The sequence below is a fragment of the Desulfobotulus mexicanus genome (genome assembly GCF_006175995.1).
GTDB lineage: Bacteria > Desulfobacterota > Desulfobacteria > Desulfobacterales > ASO4-4 > Desulfobotulus > Desulfobotulus mexicanus.
This window is the reverse complement of the sequence record NZ_VDMB01000003.1, coordinates 27,698-50,112: the sequence shown is the minus strand read 5'-3', so window position 1 is coordinate 50,112 and position 22,415 is coordinate 27,698. Positions and strand designations below refer to the sequence as shown.

Annotated in this window: 19 protein-coding genes and 1 tRNA gene; 12 read left to right on the top strand and 8 right to left on the bottom strand. The window is 46.0% G+C overall.

The window, feature by feature from the left end:
• Window positions 1–37: 37 nt before the first annotated feature.
• Window positions 38–2,341, top strand: a complete 2,304-nt coding sequence (locus FIM25_RS03630; protein WP_139446417.1) for a GspE/PulE family protein — start codon at window positions 38–40, stop codon at window positions 2,339–2,341.
• Window positions 2,342–2,411: 70 nt separating this feature from the next.
• On the opposite strand, the gene FIM25_RS03625 is transcribed toward FIM25_RS03630, so the two are convergent.
• From FIM25_RS03625 to kdsB, 5 genes are read right to left on the bottom strand one after another with little or no spacing between them, the layout of a single operon-like run.
• A complete protein-coding gene (locus FIM25_RS03625; protein WP_139446415.1) occupies window positions 2,412–4,250 on the bottom strand; it encodes a M48 family metallopeptidase in 1,839 nt (612 codons plus the stop codon).
• 39 nt (window positions 4,251–4,289) lie between these two features.
• Window positions 4,290–4,832, bottom strand: coding sequence for an epoxyqueuosine reductase QueH (locus FIM25_RS03620; RefSeq protein ID WP_139446414.1), 543 nt, complete (start codon window positions 4,830–4,832; stop codon window positions 4,290–4,292).
• A gap of 18 nt (window positions 4,833–4,850) precedes the next feature.
• Entirely contained in the window at window positions 4,851–5,540 is a 690-nt protein-coding gene (locus FIM25_RS03615; protein WP_246051999.1) for a YggS family pyridoxal phosphate-dependent enzyme, read from the bottom strand.
• 20 nt (window positions 5,541–5,560) lie between these two features.
• Complete coding sequence (locus tag FIM25_RS03610) at window positions 5,561–6,163, bottom strand: Maf family protein (protein ID WP_139446411.1); 603 nt, start codon at window positions 6,161–6,163, stop codon at window positions 5,561–5,563.
• A gap of 7 nt (window positions 6,164–6,170) precedes the next feature.
• Window positions 6,171–6,908: a 3-deoxy-manno-octulosonate cytidylyltransferase gene (gene kdsB / locus FIM25_RS03605; RefSeq protein WP_139446409.1), complete on the bottom strand. Its 738-nt coding sequence runs from the start codon at window positions 6,906–6,908 to the stop codon at window positions 6,171–6,173.
• A 189-nt stretch (window positions 6,909–7,097) separates the two neighbouring features.
• Here kdsB and FIM25_RS03600 point away from each other — a divergent pair, with 189 nt between their 5' ends.
• Window positions 7,098–7,454: a DsrE family protein gene (locus tag FIM25_RS03600; protein WP_179953135.1), complete on the top strand. Its 357-nt coding sequence runs from the start codon at window positions 7,098–7,100 to the stop codon at window positions 7,452–7,454.
• Window positions 7,435–8,037 carry a class I SAM-dependent methyltransferase gene (locus FIM25_RS03595; RefSeq protein WP_179953134.1) on the top strand — a complete coding sequence of 201 codons (603 nt, stop codon included), beginning with the start codon at window positions 7,435–7,437 and terminating at the stop codon, window positions 8,035–8,037. The genes FIM25_RS03600 and FIM25_RS03595 overlap by 20 nt, the downstream gene beginning before the upstream one ends.
• Window positions 8,038–8,208: 171 nt before the next feature.
• Here the strand turns inward: FIM25_RS03595 and FIM25_RS03590 are convergent.
• Window positions 8,209–8,284: transfer RNA gene (locus FIM25_RS03590), tRNA-Ala, on the bottom strand.
• A 237-nt stretch (window positions 8,285–8,521) separates the two neighbouring features.
• Between FIM25_RS03590 and FIM25_RS03585 the strand changes: the two genes are divergently transcribed.
• Entirely contained in the window at window positions 8,522–10,399 is a 1,878-nt protein-coding gene (locus tag FIM25_RS03585) for a peptidylprolyl isomerase (protein ID WP_139446403.1), read from the top strand.
• A gap of 64 nt (window positions 10,400–10,463) precedes the next feature.
• On the opposite strand, the gene FIM25_RS03580 is transcribed toward FIM25_RS03585, so the two are convergent.
• Window positions 10,464–10,670 carry a hypothetical protein gene (locus FIM25_RS03580; RefSeq protein ID WP_139446401.1) on the bottom strand — a complete coding sequence of 69 codons (207 nt, stop codon included), beginning with the start codon at window positions 10,668–10,670 and terminating at the stop codon, window positions 10,464–10,466.
• Window positions 10,671–10,851: 181 nt separating this feature from the next.
• Here FIM25_RS03580 and FIM25_RS03575 point away from each other — a divergent pair, with 181 nt between their 5' ends.
• The 4 genes from FIM25_RS03575 (at window position 10,852) to FIM25_RS03560 (ending at window position 17,427) form a co-directional block, all read left to right on the top strand.
• Window positions 10,852–11,553, top strand: a complete 702-nt coding sequence (locus FIM25_RS03575) for a DUF2760 domain-containing protein (RefSeq protein ID WP_139446399.1) — start codon at window positions 10,852–10,854, stop codon at window positions 11,551–11,553.
• Between the two features lie 212 nt (window positions 11,554–11,765).
• Window positions 11,766–13,811, top strand: a complete 2,046-nt coding sequence (locus FIM25_RS03570; protein WP_179953132.1) for a PAS domain-containing sensor histidine kinase — start codon at window positions 11,766–11,768, stop codon at window positions 13,809–13,811.
• A gap of 71 nt (window positions 13,812–13,882) precedes the next feature.
• Complete coding sequence (locus FIM25_RS03565) at window positions 13,883–14,320, top strand: bacteriohemerythrin (RefSeq protein WP_139446395.1); 438 nt, start codon at window positions 13,883–13,885, stop codon at window positions 14,318–14,320.
• 509 nt (window positions 14,321–14,829) lie between these two features.
• Window positions 14,830–17,427: a PEP/pyruvate-binding domain-containing protein gene (locus tag FIM25_RS03560; RefSeq protein WP_139446393.1), complete on the top strand. Its 2,598-nt coding sequence runs from the start codon at window positions 14,830–14,832 to the stop codon at window positions 17,425–17,427.
• 113 nt (window positions 17,428–17,540) lie between these two features.
• Here FIM25_RS03560 and FIM25_RS03555 read toward each other — a convergent pair whose 3' ends face one another.
• Window positions 17,541–18,599: an integron integrase gene (locus tag FIM25_RS03555; RefSeq protein ID WP_281279296.1), complete on the bottom strand. Its 1,059-nt coding sequence runs from the start codon at window positions 18,597–18,599 to the stop codon at window positions 17,541–17,543.
• A 791-nt stretch (window positions 18,600–19,390) separates the two neighbouring features.
• Here FIM25_RS03555 and FIM25_RS03550 point away from each other — a divergent pair.
• The 4 genes from FIM25_RS03550 to arsN2 all read left to right on the top strand — a co-directional run bounded on the left by FIM25_RS03550 (window position 19,391) and on the right by arsN2 (window position 22,371).
• Window positions 19,391–20,212: a hypothetical protein gene (locus FIM25_RS03550; RefSeq protein WP_139446388.1), complete on the top strand. Its 822-nt coding sequence runs from the start codon at window positions 19,391–19,393 to the stop codon at window positions 20,210–20,212.
• Window position 20,213: 1 nt separating this feature from the next.
• On the top strand, window positions 20,214–21,221 hold the full coding sequence (locus FIM25_RS03545; protein WP_139446386.1) for a C39 family peptidase: 1,008 nt from the start codon (window positions 20,214–20,216) through the stop codon (window positions 21,219–21,221).
• Window position 21,222: 1 nt separating this feature from the next.
• On the top strand, window positions 21,223–21,657 hold the full coding sequence (locus FIM25_RS03540) for a GNAT family N-acetyltransferase (RefSeq protein ID WP_179953131.1): 435 nt from the start codon (window positions 21,223–21,225) through the stop codon (window positions 21,655–21,657).
• Between the two features lie 261 nt (window positions 21,658–21,918).
• The gene (arsN2, locus tag FIM25_RS03535; protein WP_179953130.1) at window positions 21,919–22,371 is read left to right on the top strand and encodes an arsenic resistance N-acetyltransferase ArsN2; all 453 of its coding nucleotides are present in this window, start codon (window positions 21,919–21,921) and stop codon (window positions 22,369–22,371) included.
• Window positions 22,372–22,415 lie beyond the last annotated feature (44 nt).

Here is a 22,415-nt window from a genome sequence, read left to right as displayed (position 1 = left end):
TTCCCACTGAAAAACAGTAAAAAATTCGGGAGCTGCCATGGAAGCAATTGAAAAGAATCATGATGTGCAGAATTTGAAGTCTGAGGTTGAGTATCGTACCCGTCTTCAGGAAATTACCAATAAAATATATTCTGCCGCACGTATAGATGAAATTTTTATTGATCTTAAAGATGAGATTACATCTCTTTTTGCCTGTGAACGTCTGACAATTTACTATGTGGATGGTATAAAAAGGGAGCTGGTTTCCCGTTTTAAGAGTGGTGAGGAGATCGGTGAGATCCGGGTTCCTATTTCTCCCGGCAGCATAGCAGGATATTCCGTTTTTAATCAAAAACTAGTGAATGTTGGTAATGTTTATGATGACACGGAGCTGAAGAAAATTGATGCTGCCCTTGGCTTTGATAAAAGCTGGGATAAAAAATCCGGTTTTGTTACCCGTCAGGTTCTGGTGGTTCCCATCATTTATAAAAGTTTTCTTCTGGGTGCCTTGCAGCTCATAAACCGTAAAGACGGGACTGTTTTTGATCAAAGGGATGAAGTTTATGTGACGGAGCTGGCCGAGGTGCTGGGTATTGCTCTTCACAATCAGAAACGTCTTGCCAGCAGCAAACGGGTTACCAAGTTTGATTATCTTCTGGAAAACCATATTTTAACCCAGAAGGAGCTAAATGATGCGGTGGCCCTTGCAAGAAACCGCAAAGAAAATATAGAAAAAATTCTTCTGTCAGATGACTTCAAGATAGATAAGAAACATATAGGGGAATCCCTTGCCCGTTTCTATAAGGTTTCCTTTCAGCCCTACGATGATAAATTACCCATTCCTTCAGATTTGCTCCATGGACTGAAGGTGGGCTTTATGCGGGCAAATTTCTGGGTACCAGTGGGTACTGAGAATGAAGAACCCTGCATAGCCATTGATAATCCCCATGATTTGCAGCGGCTTTCTGAAATTCGTGCTCTTTTTCCCAATAAATCTCCTGTTTTCAATTTTTGTTTTAAAGAGGATATTAGCCGTTTCATTGATCGTTTCACCCAGGCTGATCATCAGCAGGGCATGTCCATGGATGAAATCCTTTCCCAGCTTCAGGATGCGGAGGAAGAGGAGGAGGAAGCCCAGTCCGCTCTTTCCGAGGAAAGCAGTGCAGTGGTACAGCTTGTGAACAAAATGGTTCTGGATGCTTTTGCAAGGGGTGCTTCGGACATTCATATAGAACCCTATCCCGGAAAACAGAATACCCATATCCGGGTGAGGGTGGACGGAGCCTGTGCCCTTTATCAGACAATTCCCTACAGTTACAGAAATGCCATTGTTTCCCGTATAAAAATTATGGCGGATCTGGATATTGCAGAACGCAGAAAGCCCCAGGACGGTAAGATAAAATTCAGTAAATATGGGGGGAAGGATATAGAACTACGTGTGGCAACGGTACCGACCCAGGGAGGGTTGGAAGATGTGGTTATGCGTATTCTGGCTGCTGGTGAACCCATTCCGCTGGATAAAATGGGTTTTTCCCAACATAATTATGATAATTTTATTAAGACCATACAGCAGCCCTATGGAATTATTTTTGTCTGCGGGCCTACGGGCTCCGGTAAAACCACTACCCTGCATTCTGCCCTTGGTTATATAAATAAGCCTGATCGAAAAATCTGGACGGCTGAAGATCCTGTGGAAATTACCCAGAAGGGTCTCAGGCAGGTGCAGGTCATGCCCAAGATCGGTTTTGACTTTGCCGCAGCCATGCGGTCTTTTCTCCGTGCCGACCCGGACGTTATTATGGTTGGGGAAATGCGTGACAAGGAAACCACACAGATCGGTATTGAGGCCTCGCTCACAGGTCATCTTGTCTTTTCCACCCTGCATACCAACAGTGCTCCGGAGAGCGTGACCCGTCTTCTGGATATGGGCATGGACCCCTTCAACTTTGCAGATGCCATCCTATGTATTCTGGCCCAGCGCCTTGTGCGGACACTTTGTAAAAACTGCAAGGAATCCTATCACCCCACAAGGGAGGAGTATGAAGAGATTGTCAGGGAGTATGGTGAAGAAGGGCAGTTTGAAGAACATAATGGTATTTCTTATTCAGAAGCCCTTGAGTTCCGCAGGCCCAAAGGATGTGACCGCTGCAACCAGACTGGATATGCGGGTCGTATGGGGCTGCATGAGCTTCTGGTGGGTACGGATACGGTCAAGCGTCTGATTCAGCGCAAGGCACCCATGGAGGAAATCCGGGATCTTTCCATTGACGAAGGCATGAGAACCCTGAAGCAGGATGGGATTATCAAGGTCTTTGGCGGGCATACGGATCTGCTTCAGGTTCGCAAGGTATGCATCAAATAAAAGAGCAGAGTCGCTTTTTTAGTAATTATAATTTATTTCAGGATAAGATGCCGCAACATGGTGAGCTTTGCTATTCAAGTTTATCCCTTAAGAATTTTTCCAGCTGTTTTTCGTAATAATCTGTCTCATCCATATTTCTTTTCTGATAATACAATGCTTTACGTCCATAGTAAACTGCTTCTTCCCTGCGTCCTGTTCTGTGGTATCCTTCTGCCAGGGTATCGAGAATATAGGGCGCTTCCGGTTTTTCGTGTACGGCCTTTTCTGCAAAGTAGCTTCCAAGTACTGGGTCAGCAATACCGCTGTCTTCGGCGGTGATGTAAAGCCATGCAAGATTATTTAAAAGATCGGCATCCCTGTTTCCTGTATTCAGGGCCTTGTGATAAGCGGAAAGGGCCTTGGTATAAGCCTTTTTTTCCTGATAGAGGTCTCCTAGATGGCGCAGAAGCAGGGGATCTTGTTTTTCATTGTGGATTTCCATCTCAAGGGCACGGATAAAAAGGACTTTTTGAATGTTGTCATCCCAGCCAGCCCATTTTATATATCCCCCACCTGCTGCCAGCAGAATCAGAAAAAACAGATAAGCCAGCACAGATCGCTTGACCTGCCTGTCATGCTGAAAGGCAATGTTATGATTTTTCTCACACTTTTCCAGAAAACCTATTCTCTGGCTGATGCTGAAATGGTGCCAGTTGGGTTTGTCCGGATTCTGACCTGTCATATTGCTTAGGGTGTGAAAGGTTTGAATAAGGTGTCGGGCGGTCCCCTGTACCCTGAAGGCGAAGGCATCGGCCTGTCTTTCAAAATTCCGCATGAAATATCCGAAAAGAAAACGGAAATAGAGGATAAAAAGTGTGAGGGTTATGAAAATACCCAAGGCCGTTGCCAGTGCTGCAGGGGATAAAAACGAAAAAAAGGAAAGGAGCATAAGCCCCGGACCAAGGATAATAAGCTGATAGAGAAAATCCAGAAAAAACCATGAAACCAGAAGAAAACCTGCAAGAATAAAAACATAAAAAATCAGATGGCGGTAATGGGCATGGCCTGCCTCATGGGCAATGACGGCCTCAAGTTCTTCCGGGTAAAGGTATCGCAGCAGGGCAGGGGTTACCAGAATATAGCGGAATCTCGCCCATGGTCCCATAATGCCTGCGGTCAGCATGCGTCCCCCGAAAAGCGGCCAGATCAGGATATCCTTGAAGCCGGTTTTTGTTTCTTGAAGTACTTTTTCAATGCGGTGGCGCACAGGACCGGGAGGCAGGGGAGAACAGCCCCAGAATCTCTGGATGCAAACAGGGGCAAATAAAAAAATGGCGATAAAGATGCTGAGAAAATAAATAGTCTGCCCTGTGCTGCTGGAAAAAATTTCCCTGAAACCGGAAAAGGGCAGCAGCATGAAAAAATCGTGGAGTCCGGATAATACAAGCCATGGCAGAAGGGCAGGGAGGCTTAGTCCCATCTGTTCCCGGACAAAGGATTGCCGGTCACTTTCTTCAATGACTTTGCTGGATGCCATGCTGCCTGAAGCCATATGCCAGAGTCCCCAGAGAAGGACAAAATAAAAGGCAAGGGCAAAAAAGTCCCGGAGAAAGGGCAGGGTGTCTGCCAGAAAGATGGGGCAAAGCAGAAAAGGGAGGTCAAGTCCGTGAACAAAGAAGGCGAAAAAAACAAGAAGCAGGAGGTTTTGGGCCTGTATTCGTCTGTGCCATTTTTCAGCAATGCCTGAAGGGGATAGATGGCTGTATTTTCGTAAGGATTTTCTGTTCCACAGCGTTGTCAGAATAAAAAAAACCAGGCATACGGTCAGAAGGTTAAACCAGCCGGTAAAGCTGTGCCGGAGCTCTGCCGCTGGCACCCAGGCTGTAACAAGAATCAGAGCCGCAATGGTATAAAACAGTTGATAGAACATAGGGTATCCATATTTTAGGCATTTTACAGTGTGATCAGGTTAATTTTTTTTGCCCGCCCTGAAATACCTGTCCTTTTCACTGTAAATACATCCGCAATAGCTCTGGCGGTACATGCCCTTTTCCTTTGAAGTTTCAATCCCTTCCTGCCAGCCTTCCCTGAAATCCCTGTAAAAAAAGGGAATGCCGGCGCTTTTTCCTGCGGCTTCTCCCGTATCACGGATCAGGGCATGGTTTTGAAAACGGCTGTAGAGAAGGGTTGTGGAAAAGGCATCAAATTTTCCTCTTTTTGCCAGAAGTGCCGTTGCTGTAAGGCGTTTATGGTAACATATACGACAGCGTTCCTTTTCCCTGAAAACCATGGATTGCAGGAATTCCTCCAGTTCGTATCCTTCCTGAAAGATGACTTTCATATCCATTTCAAGGGCATATTCTTTCATGGTTTCTTCCCTGCGGAGACATTCCGTCAGGGGGTGAATGTTGTGGCGGTAAAAAAAGCCCATGAGGCTGTGGCCTTCTTCCCTGAGGGTTTTTAAAGGATATATGGTGCAGGGGCCGCAACAGGTGTGCAGAAGTATTTTCATGGCTGGATTCGCTTTTTTTTAAGATCTTGTACCAAAAATTGCGGTTCCGATGCGTATGAGTGTGGCACCTTCTTCGATGGCCACTTCAAAATCATCACTCATTCCCATGGAAAGAATGGTCATGGGCGAAGGCAGAATATTTCTGGCGTTATTTTCTTCCATGAGCTCCCGGAGGGTTTTAAAGTGGATGCGGTTTTCTTCCGCATTTTCTACGGGTGGAGGAATGGCCATAAGTCCCTGAACACATACATGCTTTAGTCCTGCAATGTTCCGGAGAAGTTCCGGCAGGTCTTCTGGAGGAATGCCAGCTTTGCTCTCTTCTCCACCCAGATGAATCTGGATCAGAATGTTTTGTGTTTTTGATTGCTTTTCTGATTGCTTATGGATTTCTTCCGCAAGGCGCAGGGAGTCAACGGAGTGGATGAGATCAAAATAACGGACCACAAAGCGGGCCTTGTTACGCTGCAGATGTCCGATAAAATGCCAGGATATGGGGAGCTCTGCGAGGTTTTCTGCCTTTGTTGTGGCTTCCTGCACATAGTTTTCTCCGAAAAGAATCTGGCCTGCTTCAAAGGCCTCCCGGATAAGGGATTCCCCTTTGGTTTTGCTGACCGCAACAAGATTTGCACTGTCAGGATTTCTCCCGCATGACAGGCAGCTTTTTTCCATACGCTTTTTAATGTCCTGCAGTCTATGGGTGATGCTCACGAAATATTATCTCCATTATGTTAATCCTGGTATTCTGGGCTGATGCCTTCCTGAGCAAGGGTTTCCATGACCTCACAGATTGGCAGGCCCACAACATTGGTATATGAGCCCTTGATACTTCTTATGAAATGGGCAGCCAGCCCCTGTATGGCGTAGCCCCCTGCTTTATCATAGGGCTCAGAATCTGCTGTATACCATGAAATCTCCCTGTCCGAAAGCTGCTTGAAAACCACATCCGTTGTGACGGCGTAGGAAATAGTCTTTTCCTTGAGCCTGTTCATCAGGCAGACGCCGGTTATGACCTGGTGGGTACAGCCGCTGAGCATACGAAGCATGGATGCGGCTTCAGAGGCCTTGCCGGGTTTGCCCAGAATATTATTTCCTTTCACCACAAGGGTGTCGGCGGCAAGAACCCAGTTTTCAGGGTAAAGAGCAGATACCTCGCGGGCTTTGGCTGATGCAATGGCTGTGGCAAGATTTTCAGGGGTGTCTGCCTGAATGCTTTCTTCGTCAAGCTGACTGCAGATAATAGCGAATTGCATACCTGTATTGGAAAGCAGTTCCTTTCGCCTCGGAGAGGCGGAGGCAAGGATGAGCAGGGATGAATTTTTTACCTTGTGCATGATTCTTTCAGCTCCCTGATTTTAATTTTGTTTCGATACGGATAATGTCTTCGGGAAGATCCACCTCAGGTGAGTCGTGGGGGGTCATCACCACACGGATGGTATAGCCATGTTCCAGTACTCTGAGCTGTTCCAGTTTTTCGATATCTTCAAGCTGGCCTGTGGAAAGATCTTTGAATATATCAAGGAAGCGTCTGGTGTAGGCATAGACGCCCAGATGCTTTATATAAGTAACTGGTGTATTTTCATCTCTTGCATGGGGAATGGTGGCCCTGGAAAAGTAGAGGGCATTGCCCCGGATATCCGTTACCAGTTTCACATCCTTGGGATCATGGATTTCCCTTGTGTCCTGAATGATATAGCCAAGGGTTGCCATGGGCAGATCCGATTCTTTTTCAAAGGGTGCTGTCACTTCATCTATGCATGAGGGATGAATCAAGGGCTGATCCCCCTGTACATTTACAAGGATATCATCCGGGGAGAGTTCAAGAATCCGTGCGGCATCTGCAACCCGGTCTGTGCCGGATCTGTTTTTTTCTGATGTGAGGACGGCTCTGCCCCCAAAGGCTTCCACGGCCTTGATAATCCTCAGATCATCGGTGGCCACCACCACGGTATCCACGGCTGCTTTTGCACAGCGCTGATAAACGTGCTGAATCATCGGAATACCATCGATGGGATGCAGGGGTTTGCCTTCAAGCCTGCTGGAGCCCCATCGGGCGGGAATGATAACCGTTTTTTTCATTGAATCCTCCGGAAAAATTAAGATGGATGAGGTGCAGGGCCCATAGCATGAGGCGCTGAAGACAAGTCAGCCATAAAGGCCATAACAGATACATGGCTTTCTGCACAGGGAAAAGGAATCTTGAAATGCCGGGTGGATACGGGTATGAAAAGCATGTTCTTAAAACAGCAATGTAAACAGGGAGGTTTTATGGCGGTTCTGAATGTGGTTTTGCATATGGATGATCCCGATGACAGGCGTTTGGGTATCGGACTGACCAATCTTGAAAATCTTATCCGGGCCGCAGGTGGTCCTGCCCATGTGAATGCCCACTTTGTTGTGAATGGTCCGGGTGTTCTGCTTTTCCGTGAGCTTGCAGCGGATTTTGCAGAAAGGCTTTTCGGTCTTGCCGAGGCAGGAGTTCATTTTGTTGCCTGCCAGAATGCTCTCAGGGCCAAAGGGATGGATGTTTCTGAACTTCCTTTGGGTATGAAAACCGTACCTGCCGGGATTCTGGAGCTGGTACGCCTTCAGCAGGAGGAGGGCTGTGCCTACATCAAGCCCTGATGTCTTGAATGAGAAAAAAGTTATTGCATACTACCGGGAGCTGGCATCTACATTTATTGAAAGAACACTGAAGCTGGATTCTTCTGCTTTTCTCAGTGATTTTGTGAGTTTTCTTCCGGAAGGGGCAAGGGTTTTCGATATGGGCTGCGGGTCGGGCAGGGATCTGAAATGGCTGAAGGCACAGGGATTCCATGCAGAAGGTCTGGAACGATCTCCGGAGCTTGCGGCTTTTGCAAGGAGTTATTCCGGTTGCAGGGTCTGGGAAGCTGATTTTGAAAACTGGGATTTTAAAGATATTAAGGCGGATGGTCTTCTTTTTTCAGGTTCCCTTGTGCATCTGCCCGAAGAAAGAGTTATTTCTGTTATGGAAAGGCTTGGCTCCCTCCTCACAGGTCACGGAAGGATTTATGTTTCCCTGAAGGAAGGAAATGGAACTTACAGGGATAAAAACGGACGGATTTTTTATCTTTGGGAAAAAGAAAAGGCTGAAAGCCTTTGGGGAAAAGTTGGCCGGAATATTCTTTTTTTCAGTAGCCAGAAATCCGGTGCAGGTACGGACTGGCTGAGCTGGGTGCTGGAGTGAGGTAGAATGCCAAGGTCAACGGGAATTGTAAGGCGGAAAAAGCAGGATGTGGGAGTGGTGAGCAGGTACGTTTTTCCGGACATAAAAAAGGGCCTCATTTGTTCCTGGAATTTGTATCCAGGCTCAAAATTCAACCCCAAACATAAAGAAAATCGAATGATTTTAAATATTTGGTGGAGCTGAGGGGGATCGAACCCCTGACCTCATGGCTGCCAGCCATGCGCTCTCCCAGCTGAGCTACAACCCCACATAAGAAAAACATCGTGTGTGGATTTAGCGGATGCAACAGAGGCTGTCAATAAAAAAACTGCCCGGTATTTTCTGACCAAGGCATAATCTCTGAAAAGAGGAAACCTTTGCAGTATAAAGAAAAATGTATTGAAAAACCGATCGGATGCTATATTCTAATTTATTTGTAAAACCATGTTGGATTGAAAATTGGTTAGTGTTTGATATAACTTTTTGAAAAGAAAAGGATCTTTCTATGCTGGCACGGATACGGGCGAAGGCGTCCTCCTGGATGGTCAAGTTTATCCTGGGCATTATCGTCCTTGTTTTTGTTTTTCTGGGCGTTGAGTCGTATCATATGGGACAACATAACAAGGCTGCTACGGTGAACGGCAAGGTAATTGCTGTGGATGACTACAGGGCGGAATATCAGGCCCTTGTGGATCAGATCCGCCGCCAGTTCGGTGGCACTGTTTCCCATGAAATTCTGGAACTTTTTCAGGTAAGGGAACAGGCCCTGCAGCGGCTTATCGAGCGTGAACTGCTTCTTCAGGAGGCAGACAGTTACAAATTGCAGGTCACCGATGATGAAGTGGCCCATGCTATTGCGTCTATTCCGGTTTTTCAGAAAGACGGACGTTTTGATTCAGGTGTTTATCAGAATCTGCTGCAGGCCAATGGCATGAGTGTGGCGTATTTTGAGCAGAGACAAAGACAGGATCTGCTTTTAGCGAAACTGCAGGATCTGATTTTTGGCGGGGTTACGGTCTCCGAACTGGAAGCTTTGGACTTTTATAATTCAGAAAACAGAAAAGTAGCCATTGAGGCTGCCCTTTTCCGACCTTCGGACTTTACACCGGAACCCATATCTGAAGAAGATCTTCTTGCCCGCTATGAAAGCCATAAAGAGGCATACAGGACAGAACCCATGGTCAAGGCTGTTTATTTGCGTTTTGACCCGGAAAATTTTATTGATCAGGTAAGGGTTTCCGAGGAAGATGTGCGCCATGCCTATGAAATGCGTCTGGCAAATTACCGGGAACCTGAAAGGGTTGCTGCCCGTCATATCCTCATTAAGGCAGATAATGCTGAAGATTTTGATGCGGTAGCTGCTGCGGAAAAGGAAATTCTTGTTCTGCGGGAAAAGATTCTTGCAGGAGCTGGTTTTTCCGATGTGGCAAGGGAGTTCTCCCAGTGCCCCAGTGCACAGGATGGCGGAAATCTCGGCGTTTTCCCGAAGGAGGCCATGGTAGCCCCGTTTTCTAAAGCTGCTTTTGCCCTGAATGAAGGTGAGCTGAGTGAGCCTGTGCAGACCCGTTTTGGCTGGCACTTGATTCTGGTGGATGAGAAGCTTCCTGAAGGTGTAAAGCCTTTAGAGCTTGTTGCTGAAGGAATACGATGGGAACTGCAGCAGGAAAAAGCAAGTCATGCAGCCTTTGATGCGGCGGATCAAGCCTATGATGCCACCCTTGCCGGAGCAGATCTTGGAGAGGTGTCAAGCTTATGGAATCTTCCTTTGAATGAAACTGCTTTTTTTGGGAGAAGGGGTCCTTCTTCCGGCGTTTCCGATGGCAGGGCCTTTGCTGAAGCATCTTTTTCTCTTATGGAGCATGAGGTAAGTGAACTTTTAGAAATTAATGAAGCTCTTTATCTTATTTCAGTGAAAGATCGTATGGAATCCAGGATTCCTCCCCTGGAAGAAGTTCGGGAGCGTGTGCTGGCAGATATGATGAAAGAGGCTGCAGATGCTCTGGCCCATAAACGGGCCATGGATGTGCTTACAGCATTGAAGAATGGAGAGGATACGGGGGAAGTGCTCATAAGTACGGGCCTTTTTGGACGGCAGGGTGCAATTCCGCAGCTGGGTTCTCTGCCTGCTTTGAGTCGTGCGGTTTTTTCCCTTGGTAAGGAGGAAAATTTACCGGGAGAACCCGTTGTTCTGGAAGAAGGTTATGGGGTATTCCGTATTGTTGAAAGGGTCTTGCCCGATGAAGCCGCATTTATGGCTGATCGGGAAAATATTAAAAAAGAACTCAGAGACCGCAAAGAAAATCGTATGTATACCCAGTGGATGGCTTCTTTGAAGAACAGAGCAAAAATTATTATTGAGCCTGCTTTTCAGCGGGAGGGGTAAAAAAGGTTTTCCCTCTCTGCCCTGCAGGGAGGGAGATGCTCTTTTATCTTTGGAAATTATACTATTACAGGCTTTCTTCGTTGTTTCGACTGAGTTGCAGACCTGCTGCAAGTTCAGTCTGAATGGCATCAAGGAGAGGGCATTTTTTAAGGCATGCCGGAAAAGATTCCTTTTTCGTGCAGTCAAGGCAGGGACTTTTTTTTAAATACCCAATCTCAAAGTCAAAACGATCCCGCTTGATATATTTTTTTCTGTGATCCACTGTTTTCATGATTCATGCCCTTTAAGGAAGCTTGCAAAAATATAGTTTCATTTAAGCCTATATCATGGGCTCTTTTTTTGGCAAGGCTGTTTTTTACCTGAACCTTCAAGGTTCCGGTACTGCCGGATATCTGAGGAACTGTAAGCTTATTTTTTTGTGAGTTTAAGGTTTGTATCTTTAAGGAGAGACCGTGAACCCTTCAGTTGTTGTTTTAAGACGTATTTTCTGGCTTGCGCTTTTGTTTTTCATTCCCCTGTTCACCTTTGCAGGATGGCTTGCGGCCTATGTACCCCCTGAAGCTGGTATTCTGCCATCATCCATGGATGCTTTCCGGCCTGTCATTCCCCATGCAGGTGCTCTGGCGGGTCTTTTTTCTGCCATTGTGTTTAGGGCAATCTGTAGTCTGCTTTTAAATAAGCAGCAGAAGACCCTTGTTCCACAACCCTCTGCAAAGGAAATGAAACCAGCCAGATTAAAACCCGAAGAAGATCCGGCTACAAGAAAAGCCAGGGAAGAGCGCATGTTTTTGTATCTCCTCTCCGTTTTGCAGAAAGAAGGCAGACTGCTGGATTTTTTTGCAGAAGATCTGGATCTCTATGAAGATGATCAGATAGGTGCTGCTGTGAGACCTGTCCATGAAAGTGCCCGTAAAATTCTGTCCCGTTATATGGATCTGGGTGTTGTAATGGAAGAAGAGGAAGGCAGCCGGATTACGGTTCCCAAGGGATTTGATCCTTCACGGATCAAGCTTGTGGGAAAGGTTGCAGGAGAGCCGCCATTCCAGGGTATTCTGCGCCATCGGGGCTGGCGGGCCAGGGGAGTTCGTATGCCTTCCTTCAGTGATGCAGGTGGGGCGGATGTGTTGACACCTTCGGAGGTTGAAATTCTCTAAAAATGGTATGGCGGTCCGGTACATATAAAAGCCAGCGTTTTTCATTTTTAAGATATCCGGAAGTGAGAAGTATTATTAAGGATATTCTTCTTGTCCTCGTTTTTTTGTTTTTGGGTGTATATTTTTTTGCTTCCGGGCCGGAGTTATATTTTTTTCATCAATGGCAGTATTCATCTGTTTTTTTTCTTAAAAACTGGCTGGTTCTTTTTTTTGTGCTGATTCTTATCTTGTATGGTTTTCGCAGAAGCTGGGATCAGATCCGTCTCGCTGGCCTTTTGCATAAAACTGACAAGGAGCTTGAATCCTGTAAAATTCGCTATCATAAAATTTCTGAAAATATCAGGGACATTTATTGTGAAATTCTTTTTGATGGTACAATTATGGAGGTCAGTCCTGCCATTATCAATTTTACAGGTTATAGTCGGGAAGATTTTTTAGGGAAAAAAATTCACAGATTTTATGCAGACCCCGGAACAAAGGATATTATGGTCCGGCACCTTCTGGACCATGGAGAGCTTAAAAATTATGAGCTGGATTTTCGCACCCGTTGGGGAAGTATTTATACGGGTTCTCTGAATTGTGTACTGGAAAGGGATAAGCGGGGGGAGCCTCTCTGTATTTATGGTACAATGCGGGATGTCACGGAGTGGCGTAAAACCATACGCCTTCTGGAGGAAAGTGAGCAGAGATACAAAGGGATTCTTGAAAATATTAATGATGTTTATTATGAGATGGACCTTGAGGGTAAAATTGATGATTTAAGTCCTGCCATAGAAAAGGCTTCTCAGTATCAGAGAGAGGATCTTATTGGTACATATCTTTTTTCCCATTGTGAAAGCAGTGAAAAATCTCAAGCAGATTTTTTCAGCAGTCTGCATGAGCAGGGTTTTTTGCATGATTTTGAACTTAATCTAAGAAACAGAGCTGGAAATATCCGTAGCTGTTCTTTGAATGCAGAAGTGGTTTTTAGTGATCAGGGCAAACCTTTGCGTATTATAGGCTCAATAAGGGATATTTCTGATCGCAAGCAGGTTGAGGAAGCCTTGAGAAAATCCAGAGATGAGCTGGAGGAAAGGGTTACTCAACGAACAGAAGAACTTTTGCATACCAATCAGAAACTGCTTCGTGAAATTGAAGATCGTAAACGTATTGAAACAGAACTTTTACGCAGGGAAGAAACCTTTCGAGCCCTAACGGAAAATTCTACGGATATTATCATTCGTTTTGCAAAGGATTTGTCTCTGGATTTTGCCAACAGCTCTGTAAAACGTATGACGGGTCTTCCGGCCCATGAAGTCATTGGTAAAACTCTTTATCAGGCTCAGTTTCATGATAATCTCTGTCACCTTATGGAACAGCAGCTTTCCCTTGTCTTTGAGGAGGGGATATCCAGCAGCTTTATATTTTCCTGCCCGGACAACAGGGGAGGTCGCATTTATGACTGGCGGATGGTTCCTGAATGGTCTGGAGATGGTAAGGTTGTAAGTGTTTTGTGTACTGCCAGAGACATCACCCTCCTGAAATCTGCTGAAAACCGTATTAAAGTTTTGACACAGGAGCTTATCAGGGCTCAGGAAAACGAGCGGCAGAGGATTGCAAGGGATTTGCACGATCATATTGCCCAGGATCTTGCCACCCTTAAAATCATGTCACAGAATCTTTTTGATGTATGGGAAGATGTACCCCATGTACTGAGGCAGAAGGCTGAAATTTTAAACCGTACTCTGGGCAATTCCATTCAGTCGGTCCGGGACCTTGCCTATGATCTGAGACCTCCGACTCTGGATGCTCTGGGGCTTGTCCGCACGCTTTTTGTGTACTGTGAGGATGTCAGCAGTAAGTATGGTATCCTTGTGGATTTCTCTTCTGCAGGCATGGATGCCCTGAATCTGGATTTTGATACGGAGATTAACCTTTACAGGCTTTTGCAGGAAGCTTTGAGTAATGTTCGTAAGCATGCTTCGGCAACCAGAGTGACTGTCCGGCTGGTTGCATCCCATCCCCATATTATTCTTCGCATAGAGGATGATGGTAAAGGGTTTGAACCTGATGTCCGTATGGGAGAAGCGTTAAGGGAAAAGCGTATGGGACTTCGCAGTATGGAAGAAAGGGTTGCGCTTCTGGAGGGAGAGATGAAAATCATTTCTGCGCCCGGTGCGGGAACACGTATTCATATTAAAGTTGCCATGCGGCTTAAGGAAAATGATTATATACTGCCCTTGCTCACCAGCTTTCCCCATGATATTGGAAATATGTGAGAAAAGGTCAGGAGCTGATAATTGTATTTTTTTTGAAAAGACGGGTCGGTTTTTAATTGTCAGGAGACACCATGGAACAGATGATTTGGGATGAGAGTTTAAATGTTCGGGTGCAGAATATTGATGAGCAGAAACAAAAAATAGTTGAACACATCAATAAAATATACCAGAAGCATGCAGAGAGGGCAGAGCCCAAGGTTCTTTTTGACCTTTTGAACGAGCTGGGTGAAGGTTTGCGCATGCATTTTGCCCTTGAAGAAAAAATCATGCAGCAGCAGGGATATCCAGAACTGATTGATCACAGAAAGCTGCATAAGCTTTTTATAAGGAAAACGCTGAACGTCAGGCGTGCCCTTGCAGATAATCCTGACAATGTTAAGGATGAAAGTCTACGGTATCTTGGAGACTGGCTGTTGGCCCATATCCGTTCAGAGGATCAGCGTTTTGCGCCTTATGCCAGAATACGTATGTTTATAGATCGTCAGAAAAAAAGCAAACGCATGCGTTAATCTTTTTTTTTAAGACTTTTTATACTGCCAAAAGGGCGAAGTGTCAGATGCTTATATAGCTTGTTTTATAAATAGCATTCCAGAAAATGCCCTAAGGCAGAGAAAAGAGTATAGAGTAGTACTGATAGCGATGATGCTCTGTTCTGGTATTTATCCTGTTTTACCCAATAATTCCAGCTCCGGTCTGGTGAAGACCCTCGGAGCTGGCCTGTTCAGGTGAAAGGATCTGTAGTGCGGTCCTTCACCTGGCATGGGTTTTTTAAGAAGGATTGGGATTTTTATTCAGAACATCCATTGTTTTGATTTTCTTCGAGAATCTCTTTTCTGATTTTTCTTCTGTTTTCTGACTTTGAACTGGAATAAAAGTTCCCTCAGATGTCCGACCAGTCCGGAAAGTTCCACCGCACTTTCTGGGCATCCCCCTTAAGTTCCGATGCTGTCAGTACACATCCTTTATCTGCTGTCAAAATAGTTGTCTGTGCATTTTTGAGTACATGAAAGGAGATTTCATGCCCATTCCCTTCACTTCCGGCCTTCCCGGACTGGACAAGGTTTTTAAAGGTGTCATGGCCGGAGACAATATTGTCTGGCAGATTGACAGCATAGAAGATTATCAGGCACTGGTGCTTCCCTTTGCCGAAGCCGCAGCTGGTCAGAACCGGAGACTGATTTATTTTCGTTTTGCCTCCCACCCCCCCCTTCTGCCCGAAGACAGCCCTGCGGAAGTCCATCATTTTGATCCACATACGGGTTTTGAAACCTTTACCACCCATCTCCATCAGGTGATTGAAGAGGCTGGATACGGTGCTGCCTATGTTTTTGACTGCCTTTCCGGGTTGGCCGGGGCCTGGAAATCGGATCAGATGCTGGGCAATTTCTTTGTGCTTACCTGCCCGAGGCTATATGAGCTTGAAACCGTTACCTATTTTGCCCTGCAACGCAATGCCCACTCTTCCTTTGCAACGGATCCCATCACGGAAACCACCCAGTATCTTCTGGATATTTTTCGTTACAATGAAAGGCTTTATATCCGGCCTGTAAAGGTGCAGTACCGTTCCACCTCTTCCATGAACACCATTCATCTCTGGGAAGATGCAGATACTTTCCCTCCCGTTACCCGCAGTGCCTTGATCGCAGAAATTCTTGCTTCCGCCAGCTGGCCGGGGCTGCATGCGGACAGAAGGTTGGGGTTCTGGCGAAGATCCTTTAGTGATGTACCAAGAATACTTGCAGAATCCAGGGCGGGGCTTTGCCCCAAAGAAAAGGAGATTAACCTTTTCATGCGCCTTGCCCGCCAGATGCTATCCAGAGACGGCCGCATGCTGGAGTTGATCCGAAGATACATGAGTCTTGAGGATATTCTCAGTATCCGGGACCGCATGGTGGGTATCGGATTCATTGGGGGGAAAGCCGTGGGTATGCTGGTGGCAAGGGCGATTTTAAAAAAAGAGAATTCCCGTTTCCATGAGCTGCTGGAAACTCATGATTCCTTTTATATCGGCTCCGATGTCTTTCATACCTTTCTTGTGAGAAACGGCATCTGGTGGATACGTCAGAAACAGCGTAGCCCTGAGGCTTTCCTTGCGGATATAGCCGAAGCCCAGACCCGTATCCGGCAGGGGCATTTCATCAATTATCATATGGAGCAGTTCATGAAGCTCATCGATTATTTCGGTGAGTCCCCCTATATTGTCCGTTCCAGCTCCCTTCTGGAAGACAATTACGGCAATGCCTTTGCCGGAAAATATGACAGTGTTTTCTGCGTGAATCAGGGGTCCCGTGAGGCACGTCTTGACATGCTGCTCAATGCCATACGCCACGTTTATGCCAGTACCATGAGTGAAAACGCCCTGCGTTACCGCAATCAGCGGGGACTTCTGGATAAAGATGAGCAGATGGCCCTGCTGGTTATGCGGGTATCGGGGCAGCCTGCGGATAATGCCTTTTATCCCCATGCCGCAGGTGTTGGTTTTTCCTACAATCCCTATGTCTGGAGCAGGGAGATTGACCCTAAAGCCGGGGTGCTGCGCCTTGTCTTTGGTCTTGGAACACGGGCCGTGGACAGATCCGATGATGATTATACAAGGGTGGTGGCCCTTAATGCTCCTTCCCGCAGGCCGGAATCCAACTTTGATGAAGTTTGTGAATATTCCCAGAGGCGTATGGATTATCTGGATCTGGCGGCCAACAAACTCCTTTCCGGATATTTTTCCGATATTGGAGCAAAAAACAAAGACATGCCCCTGCCTCTGGTGGCTTCCTCTGCTGGCGGAGGTATGCTGGGTAAGGGGCCTAGGCACTGGATTGTAACCTTTGACAGACTTTTGAGTCAGACTCCCTTTGTGGAGGATATGAAGGAAATTCTCCAGACCCTGCAGATGGCCTATGAACATCCTGTGGATATTGAGTTTGCCCTGAATTTCATGGGAGATGAATCCTACAGAATCAACCTCTTGCAGTGTCGCCCCCTGCAAGTGGAAGGTGTGGATGAGGTGGCCCTGCCCGAGGTGGAGATAGCGTCTAAGGATATGATCCTTGAAACCCGTGGGGCAGTGGTGGGAAAAAGCCGTATTCTCACTATAGACCGTTTTATTTATGTGGTTCCTGCCCTGTATGGGGAGCTGCCCGTAAAGGAGCGTTACGAGGTGGCCCGCATCATCGGCAGGCTCAACCGCCTGACGGACAGGGAAAACTGTAACCTCATGGTAATGGGGCCGGGTAGATGGGGAACCAGCAGTCCGGATCTGGGTATTCCCACTCATTTTGCAGAAATTGACCGGGTGCGGGTACTCTGTGAGGTGGTGACCATGAGGAAAAATCTCATCCCCGATGTTTCCCTCGGAACCCATTTCCTCAATGAGCTGGTGGAAATGAATATGCTCTATCTGGCCCTGTTTCCCGAAGGGGAGGGCAATGAGCTGAAAGAGTCCTTATTCCTCAACGCCCCCAACCGTCTGACGGAGCTTTTGCCGGATATGGAAAAATGGCAGGACATGATCCGGGTGCTGGATACCTCCCTTGTGGTGCCCGAGGGTACCCGCATTACCCTTATGGCCGATGCCGTGGAGCAGCGGGTGGTGGCTTTTCTGGATCGGAGGGGGGGATAGCTCCATTCAGACAGACGCAAGGCAGTTCCGGCTCTTTTCCGATGCCATGCGCTGTTTTTATGAGCTGCTTGCGGAGGGCTGGCTTTTTTGCCATCGGGGCCAGCCCCGTATATTCAGAAGATTCCGTCATCAAAATCTAAGGGGCTTTTCTTTTCTTTAATGGTGGTGGAAATAACTGTGTGGGTGTAGATCATGGTGGTGCGGATGTCGCTGTGCCCCAGAAGTTCCTGTATGGTGCGTAAATCCACATTGGCCGCCAGAAGATGACTGGCAAAGGTGTGGCGGAAGGTGTGGGCAGAGGCGCGCTTCAAAAGCTTTGACTTTCTCACGGCCATTTTTATGGCCTTTTGTACATGGGTTTCGTGGAGGTGGTATCTTCGCAGCTCCCCCGTATCCGGAACAAGGGTGAGTTCCTTGGATGGAAAAACCCACTGCCAGACAAGCTCCTTTGCCGCACCGGGGTATTTGCGTTCAATGGCGGAAGGCAGAAAAACCCCTGCATAGCCTGATGCAAGATCCTTTTCATGTTTTTCCACAACAAGGTGCAGATGGTTTTCCAGCTCTATTTTCAGTTTTTGGGGTATGGGAACGGTCCGGTCTTTCTTTCCTTTTCCATCATGGATGGTGAGAATCATGGCATCAAAATTTAAATCCTGTATTCTCAGCTTCATGCATTCGGAAAGCCTCAGTCCGCAGCCATAAAGAATTTTTACTATAAGATCAAAGGGGTATTTTAAATTTTCTATGACCCGCCACACCTCTTCCCTTGAAAGCACCACAGGAATATAGGGTTTCCTTTTTACCCGCACCACCCCCTCCATCGTCCCGAATTCCCTGTGAAGCACATGGCGAAAAAAGAAGAGAAGGGCATTGAAGGCCTGATTCTGGGAGGATGCCGCCACCTTTCTTTCCACGGCAAGGTGGGTGAGAAAGCGTTTCACATCTTCAACATCCAGCATTTCCGGTGGTTTATGGAGGGTAAAGTAGCGGAGCTTTTCAGCCCAGAGGGTATAGGATTTCAGGGTTTTGGGAGAATACTGCCTTACCTTGATTTCATTACTGAGGGATAAAAGGGCTTGATTCCATGGGCATGGAGGGGCATTGGTCTGATTCTTGTTGCCTGAGGAAGGGGAATCCGCAGGCCGGAGAGAAGGTTCAGGAGAAGGGTCTATGCCTGCAAGGTATATTTTTACGGCCTGCTCTGCCTGATGGATCTGTGTTGCTGTCTGTTTTTTTTCTTTCAGTTTTTCCGTAAAGGGAAGGATGCTTCGGGAATCTGCATAGGGCAGGACCTTTTTTTTACAAAAATCCAGATAATAACGAAGCCATTTCAGATAATGTGGTCTTTCTCTGGGTGGGATGGCATTTTTTTCCAGAAGTATCTGAAATTTTGCCTCAAGGGCCTCAGGAAGATTGATAACTTATCCAGTTTTCTTTATAATTTTAAAAATGATGTGTTATCCAGTTAGCAGAATTATTACTTGACAGCTTGAGGGTTGTCAAGTATTAAAATAAAGATGTAGTTGTGCAGAACCACACAATAATATGTTCTCATACATTGAACAGGCTTTATCTCAAAAAGATCTTTTTCAAATTTTCATGTATTCATCCTATTAACTATTATTTTGCTTTTTCAACCTTTTCAGTTTACAAGAAAAGGTATCGTTCAACCGGGTGAATTGCAGTTCCGGGAATTGAAGCAAGAGAACAATTTTCATTTTCCGGGTAATTCATTTTTTCAAATCCCCCGGCAGGAATTAAAGCACACATTTTCCGGCCAGGGCAAGATTCGATACAGTGAAGCATATGAGAACAAGGCATTCAACGGGACCTGGTTTGCGGCACGGTTTTTTGGTTTGTTACTATTTTATCAATCAAATTCGTTAATTGGCCTTTGTCGTTTTATGCCACCAGGCCCGTTAATTTTTCGTTAGGCTCATAATAAACCACTCATGGTAGTTATATGAAATATCGAGAGCTATCCATTATTAAGCAAGTTGTACGTTGGAGTTGGTTGCGCTTTATTCTGACGTTTATTTTTTTACTTGTCATGCTTCCAGCTGCGGTATCGATTGTTATTTACTATATCGAGTCGAAAGCATTTATAATGAGCGACGCTATTCTGTTATCCCTATCAACAACAATCGGAGCTCCTTACAAACCAAATGCAGCACTATCTGTATCTGATATATCTCAACTTTTTCTTGTTATATTACGTTTCTATGGATATATATGGTTTGGCTTTTTTACGGCACTCTTGATTGCAAGAATTGGTGAGAATAGAAATAAAGCGCGTTTAGCCAATAGATGCGCAGTTTACTTTCATGATGGTTCCGGTTTCCTAGATGAAAGACCAAGCAGGTATTTGTTAGAGTTCAGGTTAATCGTTTTCCCTTATCCACCGATATTAAAGCCCGACATCACCGTTACCCTTCACCTCGCAAACGAATCTAATGAGAGAGATCAGATCCCACTAGAACTCACGCCAATGCAAGCCAATGAAGTGAAGGTATACCTTACATTTCGGGCCATATTGCCTAGAGATTGCCTTATTCTGCCAGATGAGAATCATTTAGAAGAATCCCGTAAACTACCAGAAGGCACTGTTGATGTTTGTATAAATATGATCGATTCCTATAGTGATAAGAACGTTTACGTTTATAAGACATATAGGCTACCGCATGATGCGAAAACGGGAAAATTCAAGGACGCGGTCACATTAGGAGAGCATCATGTAATAGACAAGGTGCTACCAGATAGCTTTGAAGTTATTGAGAAGGCGTGATATGAATACTATCCTCGTAAAGTGTCCTAATGGTTGGGCTGTTGCCAAAGAAAAATTTCCGACGTTCGCAAGTGAGTTAATAGAGAGCAGGGTTTCTGTGGAGGTTGCTAGTCCTACAGAGGCGAAAATATCTGTTCTTGTCGGAGAATGGTTGAACGCGAACACAGAGATTATACCTTGCCTGTCTATCCCAACGGGATGCAAGTATGGCTACCAGGCACAGCTAATTTACCGTCATGGGATAATTGAAGGATTGTCCAGGGTGGCGGCTATAGGCGAATTACCAGAAGAATGCCGGAAGGACGAAATCGGGACAGAGGAAGTTAGCTCGGAGATAGATTTGTTTCTTGTAAATAAATCTATAGAAGATGTTTACATAGAATTCTGTGTCAATAGTGAAAATATAATTGCAATGATAGAAAGCGGGGAGTATCTCCTCTCAATATCTATAAATGAGCTTGGTGATGGTGTTGCTGCGATAAATGAGCAATTACCTGATGCTGTTGAATTAGCAGTTCCACGGAAAAGCCAAATGACGTTCCCAGAAGATATTCGTAGAAGAATATGTTCGCCTACATCAATCCACATGGTGGAGGCCTATTATGGAGTGAAATCAGATGTTGTCGAAATTGCCTACAAAGCATACAACTCTATCCATGATATGTTTGGAATTTGGCCCCAAAATATCTGGGCAATGTCTAATGAAAACATCGTTGGCTATATTTGCAGGATTCCTGACTTTTTCGAGGTTGTGCGTCTTCTAAAGACAGGGCTTCCATTGATTGTTTCAATTAACTACAAAAAGGGAGAATTAACTAACGCGGCTATAGAAGAAACTCCGGGGCATCTGGTGGTTGTGGTAGGCATACAAGATGGTTTTATTATCTGCAATGATCCGGCCGCAGATAGTGACTCGAATGTGAGAAGAAGATACAAGATTGATGAGTTTGGAAAGGTGTGGATTGAGAAAAAGGGTGTAGCCTATGTGCTTATCAGGAGAGGCCAATAGCATGTTGCCGGTTGAATTGCGGCGTGCAAATAGTGGCGACACTACTGCGATAGTAAATTTATTTAGAGATATATCAGATAAAGAACTTGATGCACAGCGAATAGAGAGTTGTATTGATAAATATCCTTCGGTATTGGCTCTAAGGGGTGCCAAGCTGGTAGGCTTTATTTATTCGTCATCGTTTGCGCCTGACATATTGGAGCTACTAAACATTGCTGTACTGGAGGCACAAAGAGACTCAGGCGTGGGATCTATGATGTTGAGTGAGCTAGAAAGACAGTCATCCCAAAAGTATAGAGCTATAATTCTAGTCAATAGTGTTCTATATCCATCTAAAAAGACTAAGAAGCTAGCAAGTAATTTTTATCTTAAGAATGGATACAACTTGGTTCACACGACTGGAAGTACGAATGTATTCATTAAGGATTTGGCCTAACAAGGCAAATTCACTCGGACAGCCAAAAGCTGCGCCGCTCGTTCCTCGCTACGCAGCTTTCGGCTGCCGGTGATTTGCGGCGATTCACGGCGGCTGCGCCGCCGTGAATCGTGGTGCTGACTACGTCGAATACCTTGCCCCGGCGCTACGCGCCTGAACAAGGTACTCGACCGGACACCTCACACCGATCAACCAGACTTCGTCTGCTTGATCGGCGCTCGGCGCCGGTCAGCACCACGATTAGCGCTTAGAGAGGTTTTCGTGGAACAAGTTGCCTATAACCAAGAAGTTGGTGCTCTTCTGATTGCTTGTGATCTGCCAGTTGCTGATTTGCGGGAAGATTGTGACGTTTGCTTCTTCGTCTTCCGTCATGTAAGCGAGATTGTGGGTGTCATAGGAGTTGAGGTGCGCGGTGATTACGGGCTTCTTCGATCACTCGCGATTTCTGCTGCCCATAGAGGTAATGGCCTTGGCCGGAAACTTGTAGCATTTTCGGAAGAATGGGCAACTCGCTCTAACCTAAAAGCGCTATATCTTCTTACAACCACGGCTGATAATTTCTTTGAGCAGTTGGGCTATGAGGAACTATCTCGCTCGGATGCTCCGAGCGCCATCACAGAGACACAACAATTTTCAGGGCTGTGCCCGGGCTCATCGATTTTCATGGGTAAAGGGCTTGGCGCTAACCAAGCGTTGCACCGGACGAGCCGGTGAACGCGGCGTTAGGCATGCAATTCTTCATAGAAAATGGAAAATTA

Excerpts from the sequence above, each read along its gene's own strand:
- FIM25_RS03540 (WP_179953131.1), top strand. The coding sequence starts at position 21,223 with ATGTTGCCGGTTGAATTGCGGCGTGCAAATAGTGGCGACACTACTGCG.
- FIM25_RS03620 (WP_139446414.1), bottom strand. The coding sequence starts at position 4,832 with ATGAAAATACTTCTGCACACCTGTTGCGGCCCCTGCACCATATATCCT.
- FIM25_RS03545 (WP_139446386.1), top strand. The coding sequence starts at position 20,214 with ATGAATACTATCCTCGTAAAGTGTCCTAATGGTTGGGCTGTTGCCAAA.
- kdsB (WP_139446409.1), bottom strand. The coding sequence starts at position 6,908 with ATGAAAAAAACGGTTATCATTCCCGCCCGATGGGGCTCCAGCAGGCTT.
- FIM25_RS03565 (WP_139446395.1), top strand. The coding sequence starts at position 13,883 with ATGGAACAGATGATTTGGGATGAGAGTTTAAATGTTCGGGTGCAGAAT.
- FIM25_RS03600 (WP_179953135.1), top strand. The coding sequence starts at position 7,098 with ATGGCGGTTCTGAATGTGGTTTTGCATATGGATGATCCCGATGACAGG.
- FIM25_RS03610 (WP_139446411.1), bottom strand. The coding sequence starts at position 6,163 with ATGCACAAGGTAAAAAATTCATCCCTGCTCATCCTTGCCTCCGCCTCT.
- FIM25_RS03625 (WP_139446415.1), bottom strand. The coding sequence starts at position 4,250 with ATGTTCTATCAACTGTTTTATACCATTGCGGCTCTGATTCTTGTTACA.
- FIM25_RS03560 (WP_139446393.1), top strand. The coding sequence starts at position 14,830 with ATGCCCATTCCCTTCACTTCCGGCCTTCCCGGACTGGACAAGGTTTTT.
- FIM25_RS03580 (WP_139446401.1), bottom strand. The coding sequence starts at position 10,670 with ATGAAAACAGTGGATCACAGAAAAAAATATATCAAGCGGGATCGTTTT.
- FIM25_RS03630 (WP_139446417.1), top strand. The coding sequence starts at position 38 with ATGGAAGCAATTGAAAAGAATCATGATGTGCAGAATTTGAAGTCTGAG.
- FIM25_RS03550 (WP_139446388.1), top strand. The coding sequence starts at position 19,391 with ATGAAATATCGAGAGCTATCCATTATTAAGCAAGTTGTACGTTGGAGT.
- FIM25_RS03585 (WP_139446403.1), top strand. The coding sequence starts at position 8,522 with ATGCTGGCACGGATACGGGCGAAGGCGTCCTCCTGGATGGTCAAGTTT.